Origin of the sequence: Myxococcus stipitatus DSM 14675, from assembly GCF_000331735.1 — a bacterium.
Classification (GTDB): domain Bacteria; phylum Myxococcota; class Myxococcia; order Myxococcales; family Myxococcaceae; genus Myxococcus; species Myxococcus stipitatus.
This window is the reverse complement of record NC_020126.1, coordinates 9,973,364-9,995,896: the sequence shown is the minus strand read 5'-3', so window position 1 is coordinate 9,995,896 and position 22,533 is coordinate 9,973,364. Positions and strand designations below refer to the sequence as shown.

15 protein-coding genes are annotated in these 22,533 nt (G+C 68.3%); 10 read left to right on the top strand and 5 right to left on the bottom strand.

Annotated features, from left to right (window positions below; all coding sequences use genetic code 11):
* Positions 1-11 precede the first annotated feature (11 nt).
* Positions 12-959 carry a PDR/VanB family oxidoreductase gene (locus MYSTI_RS38920; RefSeq protein WP_233278100.1) on the bottom strand — a complete coding sequence of 316 codons (948 nt, stop codon included), beginning with the start codon at positions 957-959 and terminating at the stop codon, positions 12-14.
* 464 nt (positions 960-1,423) lie between these two features.
* Between MYSTI_RS38920 and MYSTI_RS38915 the strand changes: the two genes are divergently transcribed.
* The 6 genes from MYSTI_RS38915 to MYSTI_RS38890 all read left to right on the top strand — a co-directional run bounded on the left by MYSTI_RS38915 (position 1,424) and on the right by MYSTI_RS38890 (position 7,063).
* A complete protein-coding gene (locus MYSTI_RS38915) occupies positions 1,424-2,068 on the top strand; it encodes a hemerythrin domain-containing protein (RefSeq protein ID WP_015353366.1) in 645 nt (214 codons plus the stop codon).
* A 152-nt stretch (positions 2,069-2,220) separates the two neighbouring features.
* Positions 2,221-2,970: an SIMPL domain-containing protein gene (locus MYSTI_RS38910; RefSeq protein WP_015353365.1), complete on the top strand. Its 750-nt coding sequence runs from the start codon at positions 2,221-2,223 to the stop codon at positions 2,968-2,970.
* 301 nt (positions 2,971-3,271) lie between these two features.
* The gene (locus MYSTI_RS38905) at positions 3,272-4,510 is read left to right on the top strand and encodes a hypothetical protein (protein WP_086009869.1); all 1,239 of its coding nucleotides are present in this window, start codon (positions 3,272-3,274) and stop codon (positions 4,508-4,510) included.
* The gene (locus MYSTI_RS38900) at positions 4,500-6,035 is read left to right on the top strand and encodes a DUF2380 domain-containing protein (protein ID WP_015353363.1); all 1,536 of its coding nucleotides are present in this window, start codon (positions 4,500-4,502) and stop codon (positions 6,033-6,035) included. The genes MYSTI_RS38905 and MYSTI_RS38900 overlap by 11 nt, the downstream gene beginning before the upstream one ends.
* The gene (locus MYSTI_RS45140) at positions 6,032-6,502 is read left to right on the top strand and encodes a hypothetical protein (protein ID WP_015353362.1); all 471 of its coding nucleotides are present in this window, start codon (positions 6,032-6,034) and stop codon (positions 6,500-6,502) included. Before MYSTI_RS38900 ends, MYSTI_RS45140 begins: the two co-directional genes overlap by 4 nt.
* Positions 6,503-6,595: 93 nt before the next feature.
* The gene (locus tag MYSTI_RS38890) at positions 6,596-7,063 is read left to right on the top strand and encodes a hypothetical protein (protein ID WP_015353361.1); all 468 of its coding nucleotides are present in this window, start codon (positions 6,596-6,598) and stop codon (positions 7,061-7,063) included.
* A gap of 337 nt (positions 7,064-7,400) precedes the next feature.
* On the opposite strand, the gene MYSTI_RS38880 is transcribed toward MYSTI_RS38890, so the two are convergent.
* Both MYSTI_RS38880 and MYSTI_RS38875 read right to left on the bottom strand, forming a co-directional pair.
* The gene (locus MYSTI_RS38880) at positions 7,401-8,705 is read right to left on the bottom strand and encodes a M12 family metallopeptidase (RefSeq protein WP_233278099.1); all 1,305 of its coding nucleotides are present in this window, start codon (positions 8,703-8,705) and stop codon (positions 7,401-7,403) included.
* A 222-nt stretch (positions 8,706-8,927) separates the two neighbouring features.
* Positions 8,928-9,185, bottom strand: a complete 258-nt coding sequence (locus MYSTI_RS38875) for a hypothetical protein (protein ID WP_015353358.1) — start codon at positions 9,183-9,185, stop codon at positions 8,928-8,930.
* A 252-nt stretch (positions 9,186-9,437) separates the two neighbouring features.
* On the opposite strand from MYSTI_RS38875, the gene MYSTI_RS38870 reads away from it, so the two are divergent.
* The 4 genes from MYSTI_RS38870 (at position 9,438) to MYSTI_RS38855 (ending at position 16,298) form a co-directional block, all read left to right on the top strand.
* A complete protein-coding gene (locus MYSTI_RS38870; protein WP_015353357.1) occupies positions 9,438-10,109 on the top strand; it encodes an SDR family oxidoreductase in 672 nt (223 codons plus the stop codon).
* Positions 10,109-10,885 carry an SDR family NAD(P)-dependent oxidoreductase gene (locus MYSTI_RS38865; RefSeq protein WP_015353356.1) on the top strand — a complete coding sequence of 259 codons (777 nt, stop codon included), beginning with the start codon at positions 10,109-10,111 and terminating at the stop codon, positions 10,883-10,885. The genes MYSTI_RS38870 and MYSTI_RS38865 overlap by 1 nt, the downstream gene beginning before the upstream one ends.
* A gap of 155 nt (positions 10,886-11,040) precedes the next feature.
* Positions 11,041-15,408, top strand: coding sequence for an Ig-like domain-containing protein (locus tag MYSTI_RS38860; protein WP_015353355.1), 4,368 nt, complete (start codon positions 11,041-11,043; stop codon positions 15,406-15,408).
* 362 nt (positions 15,409-15,770) lie between these two features.
* Entirely contained in the window at positions 15,771-16,298 is a 528-nt protein-coding gene (locus tag MYSTI_RS38855; protein WP_015353354.1) for a putative lipoprotein, read from the top strand.
* Positions 16,299-16,302: 4 nt separating this feature from the next.
* On the opposite strand, the gene MYSTI_RS38850 is transcribed toward MYSTI_RS38855, so the two are convergent.
* Together MYSTI_RS38850 and MYSTI_RS38845 are read right to left on the bottom strand one after the other, a co-directional pair.
* Positions 16,303-19,332, bottom strand: coding sequence for a putative Ig domain-containing protein (locus tag MYSTI_RS38850; RefSeq protein WP_015353353.1), 3,030 nt, complete (start codon positions 19,330-19,332; stop codon positions 16,303-16,305).
* A gap of 143 nt (positions 19,333-19,475) precedes the next feature.
* Complete coding sequence (locus MYSTI_RS38845; protein ID WP_015353352.1) at positions 19,476-22,409, bottom strand: Ig-like domain-containing domain; 2,934 nt, start codon at positions 22,407-22,409, stop codon at positions 19,476-19,478.
* Positions 22,410-22,533: the final 124 nt, after the last annotated feature.

Genomic DNA, 22,533 nt, shown 5'->3' with positions numbered 1-22,533 from the left:
CGCGCCGCGCTTCACAGGTCCAGCACCAGCCGCTTGGAGCGGGCCCGCGACACGCAGACCAGCATGCGCTCATCTCCCGCGGGCTCCTGCTGGAAGAACGAGTCGCGGTGCTCGGGCTGGCCCTCGCAGACGCGAGTCACACAGGTGCCACACGTGCCGGCCTCGCAGTCGCTGGGCACTCGGACGCCGTTGCGGCGCAGCACGTTGAGCAGGGACTGGTCCTTGGGCACGCTGAGCACCTGGCCGGTGCTGCGGATGGCGACCTCGAAGTCCCTGTCCTCCTTGCCGCTGGCGGCGCTGACGCCGTCGGCGTTGAAGGACTCGAAGTGGACCTTCTCCCAGGGCCAGCGGTGCCGGGCGGAGGCGTCCCGCACGGCCTTCATCAGCCCGGAGGGGCCGCAGCAGTACAGCCGCGTCCCGGGCTTGCGCGTGGAGAGCAGCCCCGACACGTCGAGCCCCTTCTCGGGCTCACCGCCGTCGAAGTGGAAGCGCACCCGGTCCGCGAACGGCTCGGTGGACAAGAGCTCGTGGAACGCGGCGCGCTCGGGAGCACGCGCGCAGTAGTACAGCGTGTAGTCCGCGCCCGTGCGCTGGAGCTGGCGCGCCATGGACAACAGCGGCGTGATGCCGATGCCACCGGCCACCAGCACATAGCCGCGCGCGAACAGCAGCGGGAAGTCATTGCGAGGCGCGCTCACCACCAGGACATCGCCCTCGCGGACGTGCTCGTGCATGGCGCGCGAGCCCCCGCGGCCTCGGGCATCCCGCTGCACGGCGATGACATACCGGTGCGTCTCCTCCGCGTCGTTGCAGAGCGAGTACGAGCGCAGCACGGACTCACGTCCCGGCACGCGCACGTCCACGTGAGCACCGGGTTCGAAGGACGGGAGCGCGCCGCCTTCTTCGGCGACCAGCTCGTACGACAAGACGTCCTCGGCCTCGCCTGCGATGCGTGCCACGCGAACGCGCAAGGCATCATTCATCACCGTGTTCACTGCTCCCCCTCCCCCCACCCCCGCGCTCGCGGCGGCCCCATCCTCCCAGTACGACGAGGCGACATTGAGCAGAGGTGGTTCCGCGTGGGATTGCCCCTCGGGTCGATGGACTCGTCGCCCACGTCACGCTCGTCGGAGGCGCGGGACACCGTGGAGTGTCAGGGACGGTGGGCGGCTTCCCGCCATGGGAAGGGCGATTCCCTCGGTGGCCGACGACGTCCTCGGCCTGGGCTCACGCACGCCGTGCAAGGGACATCCGAAGGGGCATCCTGGATGGCCGCCGAGAGTCCAAGGGGTCGTGCTGCCCGTGGGTGGCCTCGGCATGAGCGCGGGGGCGTCCCCACCATCCAGGACATGTCGCGCGCCAGGAGCCGAGCGCTCCACGGTGGGGATGCGCGGCTCCCAGAACCCCAGGGAGGCAATCAACCATGGATGCCATCGCGTTGCTGAAGGCGGACCACAAGACGGTGGAGCAGCTCTTCCGCAAGTTCGAGAAGGCGGGCCCCAACGCCCACAAGCTCAAGCGCAAGCTGGTGGAGCAGATGGTCCACGCGCTGTCGGTGCACGCCGCCATCGAGGAGCAGGTCTTCTATCCGATGGCGCGAGCGCGCTCGGAGTCCCTGAAGGACGAAGTGCTCCGCTCGCTGGAGGAGCACCACGTCGTGAAGTGGGTGCTGTCGGAGCTGGATGAGCTCCCTCCGGAGGCGGAGCGCTTCGACGCGAAGGTGTATGTGCTGATGGAGACCGTGCGCGCACACGTGCTCGAGGAAGAGACCACTCTTTTCCCAGAAGTGAAGAAAGCGCTGCGGCCGCAGGAGCTGCGAGAGCTGGGTGGGTTGTTGGAGAAGGCGAAGCAGTCGGCGCCCACGCATCCGCACCCGATGGCTCCGGACACGCCGCCGGGCAACCTGGTGGCGGGGGCCGTGTCGGCGGTGATGGACATGGGACGGGATGTGCTGAGGGCCGCGCGCCGCAAGGCCACGACGCGTGTGCGGGAAGTCACCAGCCGCGCGATGAAGGCCCCGAAGCCACGAGTCTCGGAGTATGAGACGGGCGATGCCGCGAGTCATTGAAGCCTCATCCTCGAGTGGGAGGAGAGAGCGCTGCGCTCGGCTGGAGGGCCGCCGTACAAAGTCATGAATGTTGTCGGCGAGCCCCCGTCCGGAAGGGTATGGCAGCGACATCACGACGCGCTGTTCGCGAAACCCCGCCCCGAGGAGGCGCAATGTTCAACGTTCGACCCATCCGTTCCTGGTTGCTCTCTGCCGTCATGCTCACGTCGATGGGAGCCTTCGCGCAGGGCCCGGCCGCGCCGCGCCCGGCGGTGGACCCTGCGGCGCGCACGCTGCGCGTGGAGGGAACCGGCGAGGTGAAGGCGCAGCCGGACGAGGCCTTCATCGACCTGGCGGTGGAGACGCTGGCGCCCAACGCGAAGGTGGCGGGTGAGCAGAACGCGAAGAAGATGGAGAAGGTGATTGGCGCGCTGACGGGCGCGGGCATCGCGCGCAAGGAGATCCAGACGCGCAACTTCTCCGTGTACCCGGACTACGGGCCTCCGGCGCCGAACGAGACGGAGCCGAAGCTGAAGGGCTACCGGGTGAGCAACCTGGTGTCGGTGCACGTCACGGAGTTGTCGCGCGTGGGCAGCCTGCTGGACCAGGCGCTCGCGGCCGGTGCGAACCGCGTGGACCAGGTGCGCTTCGGCCTGGCGAAGCAGGACGCGGTGCAGGGCGAGGCGCTGCGGCAGGCGGTGGCGCGTGCGCGCAAGTCGGCCGAGGTGCTGGCCGCGGCGCTGAACGTGAAGCTGGGCGCGGTGGTGGATGCGAGCACGGTGACGGAGCCGCCGCAGCTGTACCCGGCGCGCTTCGCGATGGCGGAGGCCGCTGATGCCCGCGTCGCCACGCCCATCCAGCCGGAGGAGCAGACGGTCTCCGCGAAGGTGACGCTCATCTACGTCATCGAGTCCGCGAAGTAGCTGGCGTCTTCAGACGTTGGACCATGAAGAAGGGGCCTCGAGCCGTCGTCTGGCTCGAGGCCCCTTTCTCTTTCGCGTGCGTCCCCTTGCGTTCCTGGATGTCCAGGGGTTCAACCTCTGAGATTGTTCAGAATGTGATGGATGTCGGAAGTTGTCAGACCCCGATGCTATTCGGCTGACCTTCGACGAGGTCCAGTCCGTGGAGCCTGGGGGGCCGATGCGAGATGGCGCGGTCGTGTTGCTGTTGTTGCTGTTTCCCATGACGGCTGGGAGTGAGGAACCGCGTTCCTCCAGTTCGTCGATGCCTTCCGAGCGTCAGTGGCACTCCCTGCTGCGAGCGGAGGTCACGACTCTCGCGCTGTTGCCTCGTGCTGGTGCGGGGGCGGACGAGGGCTTCATCCAGATTGAGCCCACCTTCATCCTCGACGGTGGCCCCGAGCTCGGCCTCAACCTGGGGGCTGCGGTTCGCTTCCGGATGTGGGGCGGGAGCGATGGTGGCGCGCTCGTGCGTCGCGAGGACTGGGACACGCTCTCGGACTGGGGGCAGCTCGTTCGCGGCCTCTTGTTGGGTTCGGACGACGCGCCCGTGGGCGTCTGGTTCGGGCCGCTGGAGGAACACAAGCTTCTCTCGGGTCATCTGGTCCGTCGCTACTCCAACCGGACCCATCCGAACTACCACCCGGCTGGAGGCATCTTCACCGGCACGTTGGGGCCGCTCTACACCCAAGCCTTCGCGTCAGACGTGCTGGGGGCTCGGTTGGTGGGGGCGGAGTTCTCCCTGGACGTTGAGCACATCTTCTTCGGTCAGCCCGAGAAGGGTGGGCGGTACACGCTGGCCCTGTCCGCCGTGCATGACTGGGGGAAGGCTGGAGGCCGCGCGCCGTCGGTGACGTTGGCTCACCTGGATGCGATGGCGATAGTGGTGGCGCGCTCCGACCTCGAGGCCCACTTGCTTGCCGGGTGGGGCGGTCGTCCTGGCGAGGGCGGCGCGTGGGGCGCTGTCGTGGGGGGCGGGGTGGACTACCTCACCGACAGGTTCAACATGCGGCTTCGGCTGGAGGCGAGGCGCCAGCATGGAGGCTTCCGGCAAGGCTTCTTCGGTGCGGACTACGAGCTGGCGCGCTTCCAGGCGGCGGGCCCTGACGGCGTGCCGCTCGCGGATGCTCACTTCCCGGACGGCTCCTCCGCGTTCGGCGAGGCCATCGTGGAGTGGGACGCCGTCAGCTACGGGGGGCCCAACAAGCACCTGAACGTCTCGATGGGGGCGGAAGTCTTTTCGTGGGGCCGCGCTGATGTTGACGGACGTGTGGCGGTGCAGCTCTTCGAGCGCTGCTTGCAGGTGTCGTTGAAGGGGCTCGCGGTTGGAGCTGGGATGCCCGGAGCGCGCTACCTCGGAGCGGTGGAAGTCCGGTGGAGATTCCTGGGAGGCAGCCTCTACGCGATGGGGACGGGCGGCACGCTGTTGTTCCCCACCGCCGAAGGGACGTTGCGACCTGGCGCCTTCGCCTCGGTGGGCCTGGGGGTGGACCATGTCCGCTAACGCCCTGTGGCTGTCGCTGGCCTTGCTCACCACGGGATGCATCTCGGTGCCTCATGCTCCCGTGCGTGGCCACACGCTGAACTACACGCCGCGCGTGGCAACACCTCCCGAGGGGGTGGATATGGCGAGCGACGAACGCCCCGGGGCTTTCGACCCGTCTCCGAACTCCATCGCGGGCTCCTGGCCGCGACAGCGATTCGTGCGTCATGGGGGGGCGCGAATTGATGCAACGAAGGTCGCATCCGGAGCCGTCGGGGGCAGTGCCCAAGCCAGCGCTTCGCCGCGACAGGCTGTGCTCGACGCCATCGACGAAGTGAAGGGCACACTGGATGGTGTTGAAGGGACCTTCACGAAGTTGGCGGCCCATCGGCCCAGGGCGCTCGGTGAGCAGAGCCTCAATGACGACGGCCTGTTCTCCCGGTTTGTCGAGCATGGCTCCGCTCAAGTGACGTGGCTCCGTGGCGAGCTTGAGAGTGCGACCGGGCTGACGGAGGTGGCCTCGGAAGTGGGCGACCCGGACATGGAGATGGGGGTACTCCGCATGACGGGGCCCAAGCTCCAGGCCACGATGTTCGGGACTCTGCTGCTGGCCACCTGGGTGGACTTCCTCCAGCTCTCGGCCGCCATCATCAAGCACTGCTTCGCGTGCAGCGACGAGAAGCTGTTCGTGGACCTTCATCGGGTGCAGCGACTGATGGAGCCCACGCTGAAGGACCTGGAGTCACTCGACCCGGAGCGAGTGGAGGCCGCTGCCACGGCGATGCCTGAGTTGATGGGGAAGCTGACCCGTGAGTATGCCGCGCTGCAAGCGCGGACCCGCGAGAGCATGCGCGTGGGTGAGAAGCTGCTCACGGCGGCGCAGGTGCTGGAGATGGTGTCCATGATCTCCACGCTGAAGATGTCGCTCCCTCGACTGCCCCCGGCCGCACCGGTGACGCTCGGCATGAGCCTCGCGATGGGGTCGGAGGGCGTCATGATGGGCTCGCGCATCGTCGTCTCCGCGGAGTGGGTGGAGATGATGCGGAGGCTTGTGCAGGTGGGCGTCATCTCCCTTCCAGCCGTCAACGCGGCCATCCGCATCCACGGCGGACAGGTGATGATGGCGCAGGCGTATCAGGACTTGCCCCAGGGAGTGCGCGATGCACTGGGCGACAGTCCGGAGGTGAGGGGGATGCATGTGACGGGGAAGGCGGGCGCGGGAATGTCCGAGGCCCCGAAGCACCACGTCATGCCGAAAGAGCACCGGGAGTGGTTCGAGCAACGGGGCTTCAAGGGCGACATGGACATCGACCAGTTCTGTGTCCGCCTGGAGAGGTTCCACCACGAGGCAATTCACGGAGGGGGGAACTGGAGGTTGGGTCGCACATGGCCCGGGGAATGGAACCGGATGATCATGAAGGTGCTGCGGGAGGCTGAGGCCGAAAACGGCCAGAGGTTGACGCGGAACGAGATCTTGAGGCTCATCGCGGGATACTTGAAGGAGTACGACATCCCGATGAAGTTCATGAAGGGGACGCGCCGATGACCGACGGGCGTTCATGGCAGGGGAACTGGAAGGCCCGGCTGTATGAGCGCGTCCGAGAGCGCGGCTACGATTCGCTGACCGCATTTGCCGAGGCACGCCCGACTGCTTCGCTCGTGGCACTGGCTGAGGAACTGGGCCCTGACGATGTTGCCGGAGTGCAGGTGTTCAGTGGACTCGTAGCTGAAGCGGAGCGAAACCATCAGGTCACTCGCTTGGTGCGTGGGCAGTTCGTGCGCGAATTGCATGCGAGCCTCCCAACTGGGTGGCCCTCTGTACGGGACGACACAAACCGATTCGATGTTGCCCAAGCCCTCGCTCGCTGGAGTAGCTACACCCCGGAGACTCATGAGGCGCGCGTGAAGCAAGCCAGAGATGCGCTTCGCACAAACCCGCCGCCGCCCGGTTGGCGTCCGATGGGCCCCGACGATGAGCTACTCCTCATTCTCCTTCCCGATGACGCAGCCTGACCCGGAGATGGCGGCCCCGCCAGTTGGTGAGGCGGGGTGTCGCGTTGTAGTGCCGCCACTAGTCAATCTGGACGTCAGGCTGGGGAGTAGGCGATGAGCAGTGGAGGGGCTTGGCGGGGCGACATCAAGGCACGCCTGTACGAACGCGTCCGCGAGCGAGGATTCGACTCGCTGACTGCTTTTGCCGAGGCGCGCCCTGCTGTCCCGCTGTTCGTCCTGACCGACGAGTTGGGCAACGACGTTGCTGCGGTGCAGGTGTTGAGTGGCCTGCTGTACGAGGCGGAGCAGAGCAAGAGAGTCACGCGCTTCGTTCGAGACGTGCTCGTGCGCGAAGTGGGAGATGGACTCCCCAACGGCTGGCCGCCCGTCTTGGATGATGCAAGTCGCTTCGAGGTTGCAATGGTGCTTGGTCGCTGGTCTGGGTACATCCCAGGAACGCATGAAGCGCGCGTGCGGCAGGCGAGTGATTCGCTCCTTGCCAAGCCGCCTCCGGCTGGCTGGCGCCCACTCGGCCCCGACGACGAACTTCTACGGACACTCCTCCCCGACGAAGAAGCCTGACCACCCGGGGGCCGGTGAGTCGGCACCGATGCCTCCGTGTGTCCCCAGTGTGCCCCTCCATCATGGAACGAGACTGCACACCGGGGGACAGCATGGAGTGGGACGGGATGACGTCTCCGAGCGAAACCGAGGCACCAGCGGGTAACAGCGCGTCCTGCTTGGGGTTTCCTGGTGCCTTGGCGAAGGTGACGCTCATCTACGTCATCGAGTCCGCGAAGTAGTTCCGCGAGACGCTCGCTCGCAGGTCCCCTGGGGATTCAGTCACCGCATGGCGGGGCTGAATCCCCAGAGTCGTTTCAGGGAGGCGGTCCGCGCGTGTGTCGCCCGGACCCTGGGCTCAGGGGTAGCCGACGGTGAACATGTTCGAGGGGCCCAGGCTGCCGACGTCGGTGTGGGCCAGCACTCCGGCGCCACCGCCGCCCACGGCCTCCCAGTACTTGGGGTAGCCGACGCTGAAGGTACCGACGACCACGATGTCGTTGGCGGTGATGGTGGGCTCTCCCGTGGGGCCGCCCATCTTCCAGATGCGGAAGGTCTCCCACTCGCCAGGCACGAGGGGGTTGGCATTCACGCCCGAGCCGCCGCCGTTCGCCGCCTGGACATAGTTGCCGTTGATGGTCTGGAGCTGGACGAGGTCGCCCGTCATCAGCGCACCGCCGTCGAGGTCCACGAGCTGGAGCCGCTCCCACGGGCCCACCGCGACACGATTGGCGTTGACCGTGCCGCCACCACCGCCTTCGGCCACCACGTAGTGGCCGCTCGGGGCCCGAAGGGTGAAGGTCCTGGTGAACAGCCGCGTCACGGTGATCGCGTCGAAGGTGCTCAGCGCATCGCGCTGGCCGATGGACTGTCCACCGCGGGCCTCGATGGTGGGGCGCCCGTTCCTCGAGCCCTGCATCGGCCCGTAGTGCATGATGGAGCCGTAGTCGTAGCCGAAGGCGTCGTCGTCCTCGTTGTTGTTCTGCTGGAAGTGGGCCGACGCGCCCGCCACCATGTTCTCCCAGCGGATGATGACGTAGGTGTCCCGGTCCTGGCGGTTGTGCTCGTGGTCGAGCCCCAGGACGTGTGCGAACTCATGGATGATGGTGCCGGTGCTGCAGCTTCCATCCAGCCACATCCCCTGCTCGCCACCCTGTCGGCCGTAGCTGGCGGAACACCCGCTGCCCGACTGGACGCGAAGATAGTCAGGGTACTGCGCCGCGTTGCTCGCCGTGCGGAGCACGAACCGGATGTGGGTCCGGCCATGCCAGTGATTGATGGCGTCCTGGATGCGATTCTGGTTCGCGACGCCTGAGTCGATGGTGTAGGGCACCACGGGGGTGGGCCAGCGGGAGTTCGGGTCCGTCTTGACGAGGCCCTGCGCTCGAGGGCCCGAGGCCTCCAGCCCCAGGGCCTTCACCTCGCGCACCCGCGCCTCCATCTGCTTCACCGTTCCCAGGACCATGTCGCCCTCGTGGATGGCCAGCCCATCCACCTCGGCGTAGGTCACCGGGAGGTACTTCTCCCTCTCCACATTCCAGACATAGCCCTCGCGAAGCGGGGCTTCCTCCGGGACTCGGTCCATCTCGGGGTCCACGCCGTGACTCCGCGCCAGGTCCTCCTCGCCACAGGCGGTGAGCAGCAGGCTGGGAATGAAAAGCACGGCCAACGCCGACCTGGAAAGGTTTCGCGCCAAGGTATCTCCACTTCTTGTGAGGGTTTCGGCGCGGCCGTATAGCAGAGTGCGTCTGGGATTGTTGCGAGGATTCGAGGCCCATCTCCGTCAGGCCCGCATGGCGGGACAGACAGGGTCAGGACTGACATGCCTGGGTGCGGGCCCGCATCCGCCCTGCGAGGCGGGTGGTATGCCCGCACCCAAACCTTGTCAGAACGTACAGTTGGCCTTGCAGTTGGTGTAGCACTCGGAGACGCCGCCACATTCAGACAGACACTTCCTCCTGCAGCGGCAGATGGGGTGGTTGCACTCCTCGCTGTTGTCGCTACAGGTCTCGACGTCTCCATTGTCCAACAAGGCTTGGGGCGAGCTCGGAGCCTGGACCGTTGAAGCCCCGTCGGCGGTCGGTCCACCGCAGCCCACCGCGAAGAACGTCGACAGCAGAATCGCCCATCCCATTCGCTTCATGATGTCCCCTGTGTTGTCTTTGAGTTGCATTCGTACTTCGAGTGCATGAGTCCCCAGCCGGGACTCGTCGTCAATGCGCCCAGGCTCGGGTGTGCCCGAGGCTGGCGATACCCCTCGTTTCGCATCGGACTTTTGACGCCCGGGAGGGAGTGTCGTCAGTTCGCTCGTTTCCGCGGACATCTCCCCGCGCCTTCCGTACTACCTTCCGCGCGGGCTTCGAGGACCCACCTACGCCCAGGGAAGGCACGCCGCTTGAGCACTCGGAACGTCATCGTCGTCGGAGGCACGGGCGACATCGGCCACGCCGTCACGCAGAAGTTGCGCGCGGAAGGTCTGCGCGTGCTGTGCGCCGCGAATGACGTCCACGCCGAGACCGCGGACTCGCTGTACGTCGACGTCACGCGCGAGGACTCCGTCGTGTCCCTGTTCAGCAAGGCGGAGTCCGTGCTCGGCCCGCTCTCGGTCCTCGTCAACTGCTCCGGTTTCGGCGCCTTCACGCCCGTCCACGAGACGTCGCTGGAGGACTGGAGGAAGACGCTCGATGTGAACCTCACCGGGACGTTCCTCTGCGCGCGCGAGGCGGTCCGGCGGATGCGGGCCACGGGGGGCGGCAGGCTCATCCACATCGGGTCCGTGAGCGACCACCTCACGCTGCCCATGAACGGGGCCTACGCCGCCAGCAAGCACGGCGTCCGAGGCCTCACCGGCGTCCTGAACGAAGAGGGCCAGGCGCACGCCATCCGCGCCACGCTGGTGTCCCTGGGCGCCGTCTACACGTCCTTCTGGAAGTCTCGCCCCGAGTTCAGTCCCACGGACATGCTCTCCGTGGACGACGTGGCCCAGTGTATCTGGGAGATTGCCACCAAACCGTTGAACGTCAGGGTCGACGAGGTCCGCCTCGTGCCGCCCCGAGGAGTCCTGTGATGCAGCCCCGAACCCAGTCCCCCGTCGCCGTCGTCACTGGAGCCAGCCGTGGCATCGGTGCCGCCATCGCCACCGAGCTGTCCCGCCAGGGGTTCGAGGTGGCGCTGCTCGCGCGTGATGCAGCGCTGCTCACCCGCCTCCAGGAGCAGCTGACCGCGGCCGGCGGGCGCGCGTGGGCCATGCCCTGCGACATCTCCAACGCGAAGGACGTGGCGGCGACGCTCGAGCAGCTCGAGGCGAAGCTCGGCGTGCCCCGCGTCCTCGTCAACAACGCGGGCGCGGGCGGCCCGTTCCATCGCGCGGACGAGGTGAGCACCGAGGAGTGGGACTGGCTCTTCGGCCTCAACGTGGAGTCGGTGCGCGACCTGTGCCGCTGGGCGCTGCCGCGCATGAAGGCCCAGGGGTATGGGCGCATCGTGAACATCTCCTCCATCATGGGCCTCTTCGGCGGGGCGCAGTCCTCCACCTACGCGGCCACGAAGCACGCCCTCGTGGGCTACTCGAAGGCCATCGCCGCGGAGTGGGGCGCCTACGGCATCACCTGCAACGCCGTCTGCCCTGGCTACATCGAGACGGACATGCTCGCGAACGCGGACCCCAAGGTGCGCGCGCGCCTGCTCGAGCGAATCCCCACCCAGCGCTTCGGCAAGCCGGAGGAGGTGGCCGGAATGGTGTCCTTCCTCGTCGGGCCGCAGAGCGGTTACGTCAACGGCAGCGCCCTGGTGATGGATGGTGGGCTGTCCGCGCACCTCGCGTCGGATGTCCCCTCGTTCTGACCCGACCCAGCAGGTCTCGTCACCGCGCAATCATCATCCGGTTGCACGAATTTCGAGGTTGCAAGAATCGACACGGGCTGTCCGTTTCTGGTGAGACATTCTGAAACTGGCTTCGTCCCTTGCCTGCAGGTTCATCGAGGCGAGGAACACGGTTCATGTCATCTCTTGGTCTCCTACCGCTCATGTGGGTGCTGGGCGCCACGGCGCCGTCTGCTCCATCCGCGCCAGCGGCCACCGAGCTGCCCTTCTCTCCACAAGCGGTCATCCAGCAGGTCCAGCTCTCCTACCGTCCCGAGGGCACGGGTTTCTCGGGCGAACACCGGACGTATCGAGTCACTCACGCGGAGGGACAGCTCACCGTCTCGCCGCTCGCCTATCAGGTGGACCCGGCGGAGCCCTATCGCGCGGGGCTCTCGCTCGGCACCGCCGAAGTCAAACGCGGCACCCGCCTGGTGCGCCTGGAGTCGCCGAAGGTCCAGGTGGCCAAGGACGGCTCGCTCCAGGTGTCTCGCGGCGCCATGTCGGAGCACTTCCACAACCGCGTGGAGGGCGTCGAGCAGTCGTGGCACTTCCCCCGCATGCCCACGGGGCGCGGCGCCCTGACGGTGCGCGTGCCCGTGCATGGCCTGGAGTTCCAGGAGCGCACGGCCACGGGCCTGCACTTCTCCGATGCGAAGTCGGGCGCGGGCCTGCGCTACGGCCTGGGGACGTGGATTGATGCGAAGGGCCAGCGCACGGAAGTGATTCCCTCCTTCCAGGATGGCGCCATCGTGCTGACCGTCCCGGAGGCGACGCTGAAGGCCAGCGCGTTCCCCGCGGTGTTGGACCCGGTGCTGAGCCCGGAGTTCGGCATCGACCAGCCGGTGGTCTCCGTGGAACTGAAGGACCAGCACATGCCTCGGGTCGCGACCGATGGCACGAACTTCCTCGTTACCTGGTGGGACAACCGCCAGACCTATACGCGGCTGTGGGCCGCGCGAGTGAACCCGCTGGGCATGTTGCTGGAGCCGGGTGGCATGCCCATCCCCAACACGCCGAACTGCGGCAACTACGCGCTGAGCTACGGCGCGGGGTACTACGTGCTCGCCTGTCCCCGGGGGATGATGCGCATCTCCAGCGACGGTGTGCCCGAGGCGCCGAAGACCTTCCCGTTCAACATCCGGCACGTGCACTACCGGACGCCGGGCCTGGCCTTCAACGGGACGAACTTCCTGCTCGCCTGGCCGGGGCTGAGCAACACCTTCCCGGAGGCGGGTGGCGCCCTCTACATCGCGTTGCTCTCGGCCACGGGCGACGTGGTGATGCACCCGAAGGTGATTTCGCAGTACGAGACGGAGGCGCAAGACGCGGCCGTGACGGCGGTCGGCACGTCGTTCCGCGTGGTCTGGAGCGAGCTGACCTCGTACCTGCTCTCTGTTTCGGTGGATGGGACGACGGGGGTCGTCGGTCCGCGCGAGAAGGAGGTCTACGGAGGGGCCACCACCCAGGCCCGCTTCCCGGCGGTCACGAGCAACGGCCAGGGCTATGCCTTCGTCTACCAGTACGGAGACGACACGGGGGAGGAGAGCACGGCGGTCGAAGGGGTCATCCGGCACGAGGATGGCGGGAGCAGCCGCTTCGTCCTGGCCAACAGCGGGCAGCCGGAGCGCCCGGACATCGCCTGGGTGCCGGACTCCGGCGCGTATGGCGTGGTGTGGACCAACACGCGCAACCACAGCCAGGTGCGCACCGAGGTGCATGGTGCATGGGTGAGCCCCACCGGCGTCATCTCCGGGAGCGCGCAGCTCAGCACGACCTGGGACGGCCACTTCCATGAGGATGCGCGAATCGCGGCGGGCGCGGCGGGCAGCATGGTGGTCTGGCAGCGCGACGCGAAGACGATGGGCCTCGACGTGTTCGGCCGTCGGTTGGAGGGCGGCACTCCGGTGAACATCGGCGCCAGTGCGAACACGCAGTCGGAGCCGGCCATCGCCGCGGGCCCTGATGGCTACTTCGTCGCGTGGGAGGACACGCGCAGCTATCAGTGGGAGTTCAAGGACATCTACGGCGCGCGGCTCGGGCCCACGGGGGAGATTCTGGACGCGTCGGGAATGCTCATCGCCCGGTTGGTGTCGCCGACGAACGAGCTGACTCCGGCGGTGGCCTGGAATGGCAAGGACTGGCTGGTGGCGTGGCTGGAGCGAGGCGCCGGGACGAATCCGTCCAGCCTGCGTGCGCGCCGCGTCTCCGTGGCGGGGCAGTGGGTGGACTCGGTTCCGCTCACCCTGGGGCCCACGTGGAGCAGGCCCTCGGTCGCCAGCGGTGCGCGGGGCGCGGTGGTGGCCTGGCAGGAGAACGGCGTGAAGGGTGTGCGCGCGACGCTGATTCACGACGACGGCGGCGTGACGGTGATGAACGGGCTGCCTCCTCCTGACAGCGGCACCCTCGAGCCGTCCGTGGTGGGCAGTGGCTCGCAGTACCTGGTCGCGTGGGAAGAGGACGGTGGGGTCCGGGCGCAGCGCTTCAACACGCTCGGCGTGGCGCAGGGGAGCCGCATCGACGTCGCGCCGGGGCGCAGGCCGTCGGTGGCGTCGGACGGGACGGACTTCCTCGTCACGTATGCGCGGGATGGTGGCTCGGGCTCGCATGACTTCCTCGCGCAGAAGGTCACCTCCGTGGGACAGGTCGCCCCGACGCCGGTGGTGCTCGGGAACTCGCGGGCGTATCTGCCTCCGCGTCCCTACGCCACGTGGAGCGGCTCGACGTACCTGACGGCTTGGATGGGCGTCGACTCCTCCAATCGCCCCAGTGTCCAGGCGAGCCGCGTCGCCCGGAATGGCTTGCCCGTCGACCTCGCCTCCTTCTCGCTCTTCGAAGGGAGACCCGAAGCGGAGACGGACGAGGAGGACTTCACGGGCCTGGGGCTCGCGTCGAGGGGCGATGGAACGGTGCTCGCGGTGACGACGCGCATGGACCACACGCCCTTCATCCAGGCGCAGCGGGTGAAGGCGAGGCGCGTGGACCTCCGTGATGTCCCGCGCGCGATGGCCGCGAGCGTGACGACGACCGAGGACACCGCGGTGACCCATACCCTCACCTCGGCGGACCCCACGGCGGAGGTGACGACGTATGCCATCTCGACGCCGCCTCCGGTGGACCAGGGCTCGGTCCAGCTCACGGGGAACGTGGCGCGCTTCACTCCCGCGCCGGACTACTACGGGACGACGTCGTTCCACTTCGTCGCGCGCAACTCCTTGGGGGACTCGGCGCCGGCGAAGGTGACGGTCCAGGTGACGTCGGTGAATGACCCACCGGTCCTCGTCGTGCCGAGCACGCTGACCTTCGACGAGGATGCGACGTCCACGAACGCGAAGCACGTCCTGACGGGACTGGTCGCGGGCCCCGCGAACGAGTCCAGCCAGAGCCTCACGCTGACCGCGACCTCCGACAAGCCCTCGGTGGTGGCCAGTGTCTCGCGCACCACCATCTCCTCGGGCAAGTCGACGCTGACCTTCGTTCTCGCGCCCAACGGGCACGGCACGGCGAACGTCACCGTGACGTTGAGCGACAACGGCAGCCCGCTCTTGTCTCGCACACAGGTCATCGCGGTGACGGTGCGCCCGGTGAATGACGCGCCCGTCGCCACGGGACAGAGTGTGCTCGTGGGCGGTGGCGGCCGTTCGTTCAAGCTGCTCGGCGGAGACGTGGACGGTGACGCGCTCCAGTACCGAGTGCTCACGCAGCCCGCCCACGGCACCTTGAGCGGAACGGCGCCGGACCTCACCTTCACCCCGGAGGCGGGCTTCACCGGGAGCACGTCGTTCACCTTCGACGTGTTCGACGGAAAGGTCGCGTCGGCCGCGGCGACGGTGCAGCTCAACATCACGAGCTCCACGCCGGTGGTGACGTGGACGGGAGTGACGGAGGGAGATGAGGGCAGTGCGGTGTCGTTCAGTGCCTCGGCGACCAGCACCTACGGAGGGCCGTTCACGATGACGTGGGCCTTTGGCGATGGGACCACGGGCACGGGCGCGCAGACGTCGCATGTCTTCGCGGATGACGGCGACTACACGGTGTCGCTGTCCGTGGCGGACGGCGTGGGGCTGACGGCCACGCAGCAGAAGAGCTATCGCATCCGCAACCTGCCGCCGGTGGCGGCGCCTGTGTCCAATCAGTCCGTGACGCAGGGGCAGGTGGTGGAGCTGTCGCTCTCCGCGCAGGACCCGGGTGGGGCGCGGGACCCACTGAGCTGGATGTTGTTGTCGGGGCCGGGGACGCTGAGCACCGCGGGTCGCTATCGCGTGGAGACCGTGGCGTTGGCGGTGGGGAGCCATGAGGTCCGCGCGCTCGTCTCCGACGATGAGGGCGGCACGGCGATGGTGTCGTTCACCGTCGAGGTCCTCCAGGCGCAGACGAAGCTTCAGGCCGGGTCGGATGCCAGCCCCGGTGGGGGTTGCACTGCCTCGGGCGGGGTGGTCGCGCCGTGGCTGGTGCTCGCGGCGCTGGGATGGGCGCGGCGCCGTCAGGAGCGAAGCGTCCGCTGAGGTGAAGTGAATCGTCACAGCAGGGCCCGCTCGTCCAACGCGGCGAGCGGGCCCTTTGCTCGAGAGGGCGCCCCGAGCGGGGTGCTCGATGACGTGAGAGCTCGGAGCCGTGCGGCGGGTGGGCTGTGCGCTCGCGCGGGCGCCCTGCTCTGACGGTGCCATCGCGCAGGCGAGCCATGTGCTTGCGCGGGCGTGGCTCGAGGAGAGTGAGGAGCCGGGAGCCCGAGTGTCTGTCCACGGGGCTTCGAGGCTGGGGGCCTGGGCCCTCCGGGTTCTCGGTTGCCTGAACCGTTCGCATGTTGACGCCGAGGACGCGGCTGCGGGCCAGGCCCGAGCCCGCGTCATGCGAGAGGACCAGGACCATGGACGACCGTTCACACCAGCGGAGGTGGTGGGCGTTGCTGCTCGCGGGGGGCGTGCTGGCGGCGGGGTGTGGCGGGGGGGAGGAGTCGGGAGGTGGAGGGATTGGTCCCTCGGCGGGTGTTCGGGAGAAGCGCTCCGCGTTGTGGCGAGACCTGGTGGCATCCCGCGAGAAGCCGCCCGACCCACAGGCGCTGAAGGGGCCGGATGAGCAGGGCATCGGCAGGACCGAACAGGGGCGGCCCGCCCCCTCCGGCAGCGTGAAGGGTTACGTGGCCTGGGTGGGGGACAACGAGCTGCTCATCCGCGACACCCAGGGGAAGGAGCAGGACGTGGGCGTGGTGCCGGACACGGAGCTGCGGTTGAACGGCAAGCCCGTGGGCCTGGCTTCCATGCGCGAAGGTGACTCCGTCGAGGCCACCTACGACGACGGCCCCGGAGGCTGGGTGGCGCGCGAGGTGGTGGTGCGGGCCACCTCCGAGCCGCCCCCTCCCTCGAACGAGAGGGGCGGGGCGGAGGTGTCTCCGTGACGAGTCAGTGCGCCGCACTCCCCCCGAAGTCGTAGCGGCTGATGACGGGATAGTGGTCGCTGACGGCGTCGGCGTAGTCGGGCAGCTCGACATCCGGGCGCAGGGTGCGGACGGAGTCGCTGACGTAGTCCGCGGCCAGCTCATCACTGGCGAGGGTGTGGTCGATGGCGTCGGGATAGCCGGTGGTGGTGGGCTCTCCGCGCTCCGACAAGGCCCGGGTGATGAAGGTGTAGTGCAGGGAGTCGGAAAGGAAGTTCTCATACGGCGTGGGGCGGTACACGCCGCCGACGCGGCTGATGGAGCGGTCGACGTCGTCGTTCCAATCGCCAATCACAAACACATGCGTGTCCGGCATCGTGTCCAGGTACTTCTTGAGCTCCAGGCTCGCGTCCCTCCGCCGGTTGTAGGACGTCTCGTCATCGAAGGCCTTCATGTGCAGGACGATGACGACGAGCGGCGTCGCCGCGCCATGGATGGTGGTGGTGAAGTCGACGCGCAGGGGCGGGCGGCCCGCGAAGAGGCCCGCGTGCTCGGTGAGGATGAGTGACGCACCCTCGAGCGTGAGCGAGCTGTCGTAGAGGATGCCGGGCTTCTGCTCGTTGCTGCTGTACCAGGTGCCCGCGTTGGAGACGTAGGCCGAGTCATTGGCGAGGAAGCCCTGATACGCGCCGAGTTGGGACTTGAGCGTGTCGAACTCCGCGTTGTCGACCATCTCGACCAGCCCCCACACATTCGCGCCCGAGGCATTCAGGATGTCGCGAGCGTGCGCCAGCTGCGGCCCATCCGGTGGGCCGTTGGCGTCCGCGCCGAACCACTCGATGTTCCAGTGGCCCACGGTGAACAGCGCCGCTGGCTCCTTGATGGTGAGCTCCAGCGTGCGCGTAGCCGTGGTGCCAGAGGCATCCTCGACGGCGACGTCGAACGACGTGGTGCCCACCGTGGTGGGCGTGCCGGAGATGACACCCTCCGACGAGAGGAGAAGTCCCGAGGGGAGTGCGCCTCGCGTGAGGCTCCAGGCGAAGGGCGCCTTGCCACCGGAGAGGGCCAGTGTCGTCGAGTAGGGCTCGCCGCGCTGTGCCTCGGGGAGCACGGTGGTGGTGACGGAGGGGCTCTCGTAGATGGTGAACGCGAGCGTCCGGAAGGCGGTGCGGCCGTTGGCGTCGGTGACACGAACCTGGGTGGAGGACGTGCCGGGCGCGGTGGGGCTGCCAGAGAGGCGCCCCTCGGTGGAGAGCACGAGCCCCGACGGGAGCGCGCTGGTGGTGGCGAAGACATACGGCGCCTTTCCACCCGTGACACCGTAGGACTCGCTCACGGCGATGCCGACATAGGCCTCGAGCGAAGTGCTGGGGCCCGTGACGACGGGCAGGGCATACACCTGGAGCGAGACGTCACGGAGGTGGATGCGCCCCCGGCTGTCGGTGACGCGAAGGGTGAGCGCGGAGGTGGAGGTCTGCCCGCCGAGGGTTCCCGAGATGACGCCCGTGTCCGACGCGAGGGCGAGGCCCGAAGGCAACGTGCCCGAGGCGATGGACCAGGCGAGAGGCAGGCGGCCTCCCGATGCGGTCAACGTGGAGGAGTACGGGGTGGTGGCGTAACCGTCCTCGGGGACGTTGGTGACGGTGAGCGGAGCGGAGACCTCCAGCGAGAGGGCTCGGCTGTCGGTGCGTCCATTCCCATCCGAGATGCGCACGCTGAAGGACGTCAGCCCGGTGGACGTCGGTGTGCCGCTCAGCGTGCCCTGCGCGGAGAGCGAGAGCCCCACCGGCAGCGCTCCCGAGGCAATGGCCCACGTGCGAGTGCCCGCGCCTCCCGTCACGGCGAGGTCGTGGCTGTAGACGGAGCCCCGCGTTCCATCCGGGAGGGAGAGCGTGGTGATGGCGGGGAGGGCGGTGATGGTGACGGTGAGGGGGCTGGATGCGACGCGCTCGTTGGCGTCGAGCGCGATGACGTCGAAGGTGAAGACGCCTGCTTGCGTGGGTTGACCATGAAGCAGTCCCGCGGAGGCCAGCGTGAGTCCCGGAGGAAGCACGCCCGAGGCCGAGAAGACGAAGGGCCCCTTGCCGCCATGCGAGACATTGAGCGGCCGCGTGACGTTGTCTCGGACATAGGCGCTCAGGGGCGCGAGTGCGCCGAGCGAAGGCGGCAGGAAGGTGACGAGGGTGACTTCGCGCGTGTCCGACGCACCCAGCGCGTCCGCGACGCGAACAGTGAACGACGTGGTGCCCGCAGAGGCCGGGGTGCCATCGAGGACCCCCGTGCCTAGAAGGGAGAGTCCTGGAGGCAGGGCGCCGCTGACGAGGGACCACGTGTGTGGCGCCTGTCCTCCGGCGGCGGAGAGGGCCTGTCCGTAGGCCCTGTCGGTATAGGCATCCGGGAGGGTGGCGGTGGTGATGGTGAGTCCCTCGCGGACCGTGAGTTGGAAGGGCGCGGAGACGGTGCGGCCGTTGGCGTCCCGTGCCTCGAGAGTGAAGGACGAGGTGCCGTGAGCGGTGGGGGTGCCCGCGAGGGAGGTGGCTTCGAGCCGGAGTCCCGAAGGCAACGCACCGGAGGCCACGCGCAGGGTCAGCGGCGCGCGTCCCCCCGAGAGCGAGAAGGCGAAGGAGTACGCGGCCCCCACGACACCAAGCGAAGGGGTCGCGGTGGACAGTGTGGGCGCCGTGAAGCTGGAGAGGGCGAGTGACTGAGTGGCCTCGCCGCCTGAGGCATCCCGGACGCGAAGGGAGAGCGTGAAGGAGCCCGTGACAGTGGGCGCGCCGGAGAGGAGTCCCTGAGCGCTGAGCTGGAGGCCGGGGGGCAGCGCGCCGCTGGCGAGGCTCCAGGCATAAGGAGGCGTGCCTCCAGTCGCCTCCAGGTGGGCGGCGTAGGTGTCACCGAGATACGCATCCGCGAGGACGGAGGGGGTGACGGCGAGAGGCGTGTCTCCACCGTCGGCGGGCGGAGTGCCCGAGTCGGGGAGTGAGGGGGGCTGGGTACCGGAACACGCGGAGAGACAGAGAACGAGCAAGAGCGTCAGGGCGCGCCGGAACCGCATGGAGACTCCAGGCTGGAGAAGACAGACACTGTAGTCATCGCGGGCGGTGTCAGCTCAAGCGTGTGATTCATCACGGCGCCATGAAAAAGGCCGCGGCCCCCGAAGGGACCGCGGCCCGGATGTTTCAGTGAGGCGATGTCAGGCTACGGGTTGGGAAGACCCCAGCTCTGCGCCCCGACAGCCCAGTCCGCGCGCATGTCCGTGTCCGTCGCGCTGATGCGGCGGACGCTTGTGCCTTCCGGCGTCGTGGAGACGTTGGTCCAATCGGCGGAGACCTCGACGGCCTTCGGAGTCGAAGTCGCCGTGCAGGGCGCGCCACCGCAGCTCGTGGGCAGCCAGAAGCCGTTGGCCTGGGCGTTCTGGAGGTTGGTGTAGTAGTCGCCCGGAGGAGCGTTGGTCGCGTGAGCGAACGGCACCGCGTCCTGAATCCGGCCCAGCGGCTCTCGCACCACGAGGACCCGGCTGGAGTAGGCGATGCCCGTGGTGCCACCCTTGAAGTCCCAGGCCGCGTCGTAGTTGACGGCGACGGTGGCCTTGGGGAACTGGTCCTTCGCGGTCGTCTCGCTCTGGTAGTTCGCGTCGGCCGGGTTCAGGTGGAGGACGATGATGTCACCCACCGCCACCTCGACGTCGGGAAGCTCGGCGAGCGTGGTGGGGGGGGAGACGATGTCCTGCTGGAACAGGAGCCCCTTCGTGGAGCCCGCGCTCACGACCAGGAACTCGACCAGGTCCCGGCTGGTGCCGAGGTTGGGCTGAACCTCGTTGATGCGCAGGACGGCGGGGGGACGGTGGCCCTGGAACGTCTGCGTGTTGTCGGGGGCGATGACAGAGCCGCCCGCCATGTCCTTCACCGAGTTGGCGACGGTGAGGCTGTACGCGGTGCCGGCCGTCTGGGTGGACGTGGTCAGGGTGACCTGCTTGCCCGACACCTGGAACTCGGAGGCCGTCAGTCCGCCCGTGAAGGTGAACTGGCTCGCGAGGTTCGTGATGCTCGCCGCGTTGATGTTGCGGCTGAACGTCAGCACCACCGAGGTGAGCGAGCCGGTGTCCACGCGGGTGAGCTTGGGCGCCGCGCAACCCAGCACCAGGTCGGAGGCGGAGAACACGGACGGCTGGGCGTTGGCGTTGAAGCGCCACATCGCGCCGGTGAACTCGAACGTGCAGTTCGTCCCGACCTCCAGCACCTGGTTCAGGGAGATGGGCATCCGGAGCAGGAAGGTGGGGGTGGCCGCCGGCACGCCGGTGGTCTTCACCTGGAAGCCCGTGAAGCCAGCGCCCTGGCCCGTTCCGTTGTTCAGGATGGTGCCGCCCTTGAGGGTGATGAGCTCGTTCTCGTAGCTGTTCAGCGCGGACACCAGGTCGGTGGACGCGCTGTGGTCCACCGCGAGGCCCGCGGGGGTGGCCGTCGCCAGGTTGCGCACGGGGTGGCCCTGGCTCAGGAGCGTGAAGCCGCTGATGGAGGAGACCATCTTGTTGCTGCCAGAGGCCGGCTGCTCCTTGGCCGCGGCCGTCAGGCTGACCCTGTCGCCCACGGCGACCTGGCCCGCGAGCGTCGCGTCCTTGACGAACACCGCCGGACCGTTGGGCTCCGCCTGGATGAAGAAGCCAACGGCCTCCGTGGCCGCCTGGTTCGGGAAGGCCGGCTTGACGGCCGTGACGAACGCGCCCGTCACCGGGAGGTCGATGGCGCCCACCGCGGCGTCCAGCATGGCCTGGATCTGCGCGGAGGTCTGCGCGGGCGTGGGGCCGTTGCCCGCCTCACACGCGTGCGTCGTCGTGTTGCACACCTGGGAGAGGCCGCAGTGGCTGTTCGTGAAGCACGCCACGCACTCCGTCTTGTTGTTGCAGAACGGCGTGTTCGCGTTGGTGCTCGCGCACTGGGCATCCGTCACGCACACCGCGCACTGGCCGCGGTTGTTGTCCGCCTGCGTGTCGCAGAAGTCGCGGTCGCTGCCATTCACGGCCGCGCACTGCGCGTCGGTCGTGCAGCCGCAGAAGTTGTTGTTGCACGCAGGCTGGTTCGCCTCGCAGTGGGTGGTGTCGTCGGTGGTGCACTCGACGCACGCCGCCGGAGCGGGGTCCAGGCGGCAGACCGGCGTCTCGGGCGTGGTGGAGCAGGAGGCGTTGTCGGTGCAGCCCTCGCAGGAGTTGCCGTCGGCGCTGCACGTCTGGGACGGCGCGCAGCCCTGCGTCCCGTTGCACACCTTGCACGCGCCCACGCCATTGTTCGCGGCGGGGTCGCAGATGTTGGTGGGCGACGAGCAGCCCAGGTCGGGGCTCGTCTGGGTCACCATGCAGGCCTTGCACGCGCCCGCGCCGTTGTTCGCGGTGGCGTCGCACAGGGGCGCCGCGGCCGAGCAGCCCGTGTCCTGGCCATTGCCGGAGGCGGTGTCGAAGCACGTCTTGCAGACACCCTGGCCGTTACCGGCGGAGGTGTCACAGACAGGCGCCGCGGCCGAGCAGCCCGTGTCCTGGCCGCTGCCCGTGGCGGTGTCCGCGCAGGCCTTGCACGCGCCCGCGCCGTTGTTCGCGGAGGTGTCGCAGACAGGCGACTGCTCGGAGCAGCCCGTGTCCTGGCCGCTGCCCGTGGCGGTGTCCGTGCACGCCTTGCACAGGCCCTTGCCGCCGCCCGCGCTGATGTCGCACATCGGCGTCGCGGCGGCGCAGCCCTCGTCCTGGCCAGCGCCCACGACGGAGTCGAGGCAGGTGCGGCACACGCCCACGCGGCCGGAGCTGACGTCACACAGCTCGCCCGTGGGGCACGTCGGAGAACACGTCACCACGCCCGCGTCGGTACCCGCATCCGTTCCCGCGTCGGTGCCCGCATCCGTGCCGGCGTCGGTGCCCGCGTCCGTCCCGGCATCCGTGCCCGCGTCCGTGCCGGAGTCCGGCACGGGGGGCTGGCTGATGGGACGCTGCTCGCACGTTCCCGAGCTGCAGACCCACTCCTTGTTGGCGTCCGGCTCCCCATTCTCGGTGCGACAGTCAAACTGGTCGACGCACTCATCTCCACAGCCCGTGCCGAACGTGACAAGCACGGCCGTCATGAGCGCTGGAAGCAGATTCCGCTTCAGCATTCAGTCCCCTCCCAGGGATGCGATTGAAATTTCGCACCCCCATTACACCTGAACCCAGGGAGGGTCCAACACGGGGCCCCCGTGACACCTGTGTGTCACGAGGTCATCTTCCGAAACACGAGTG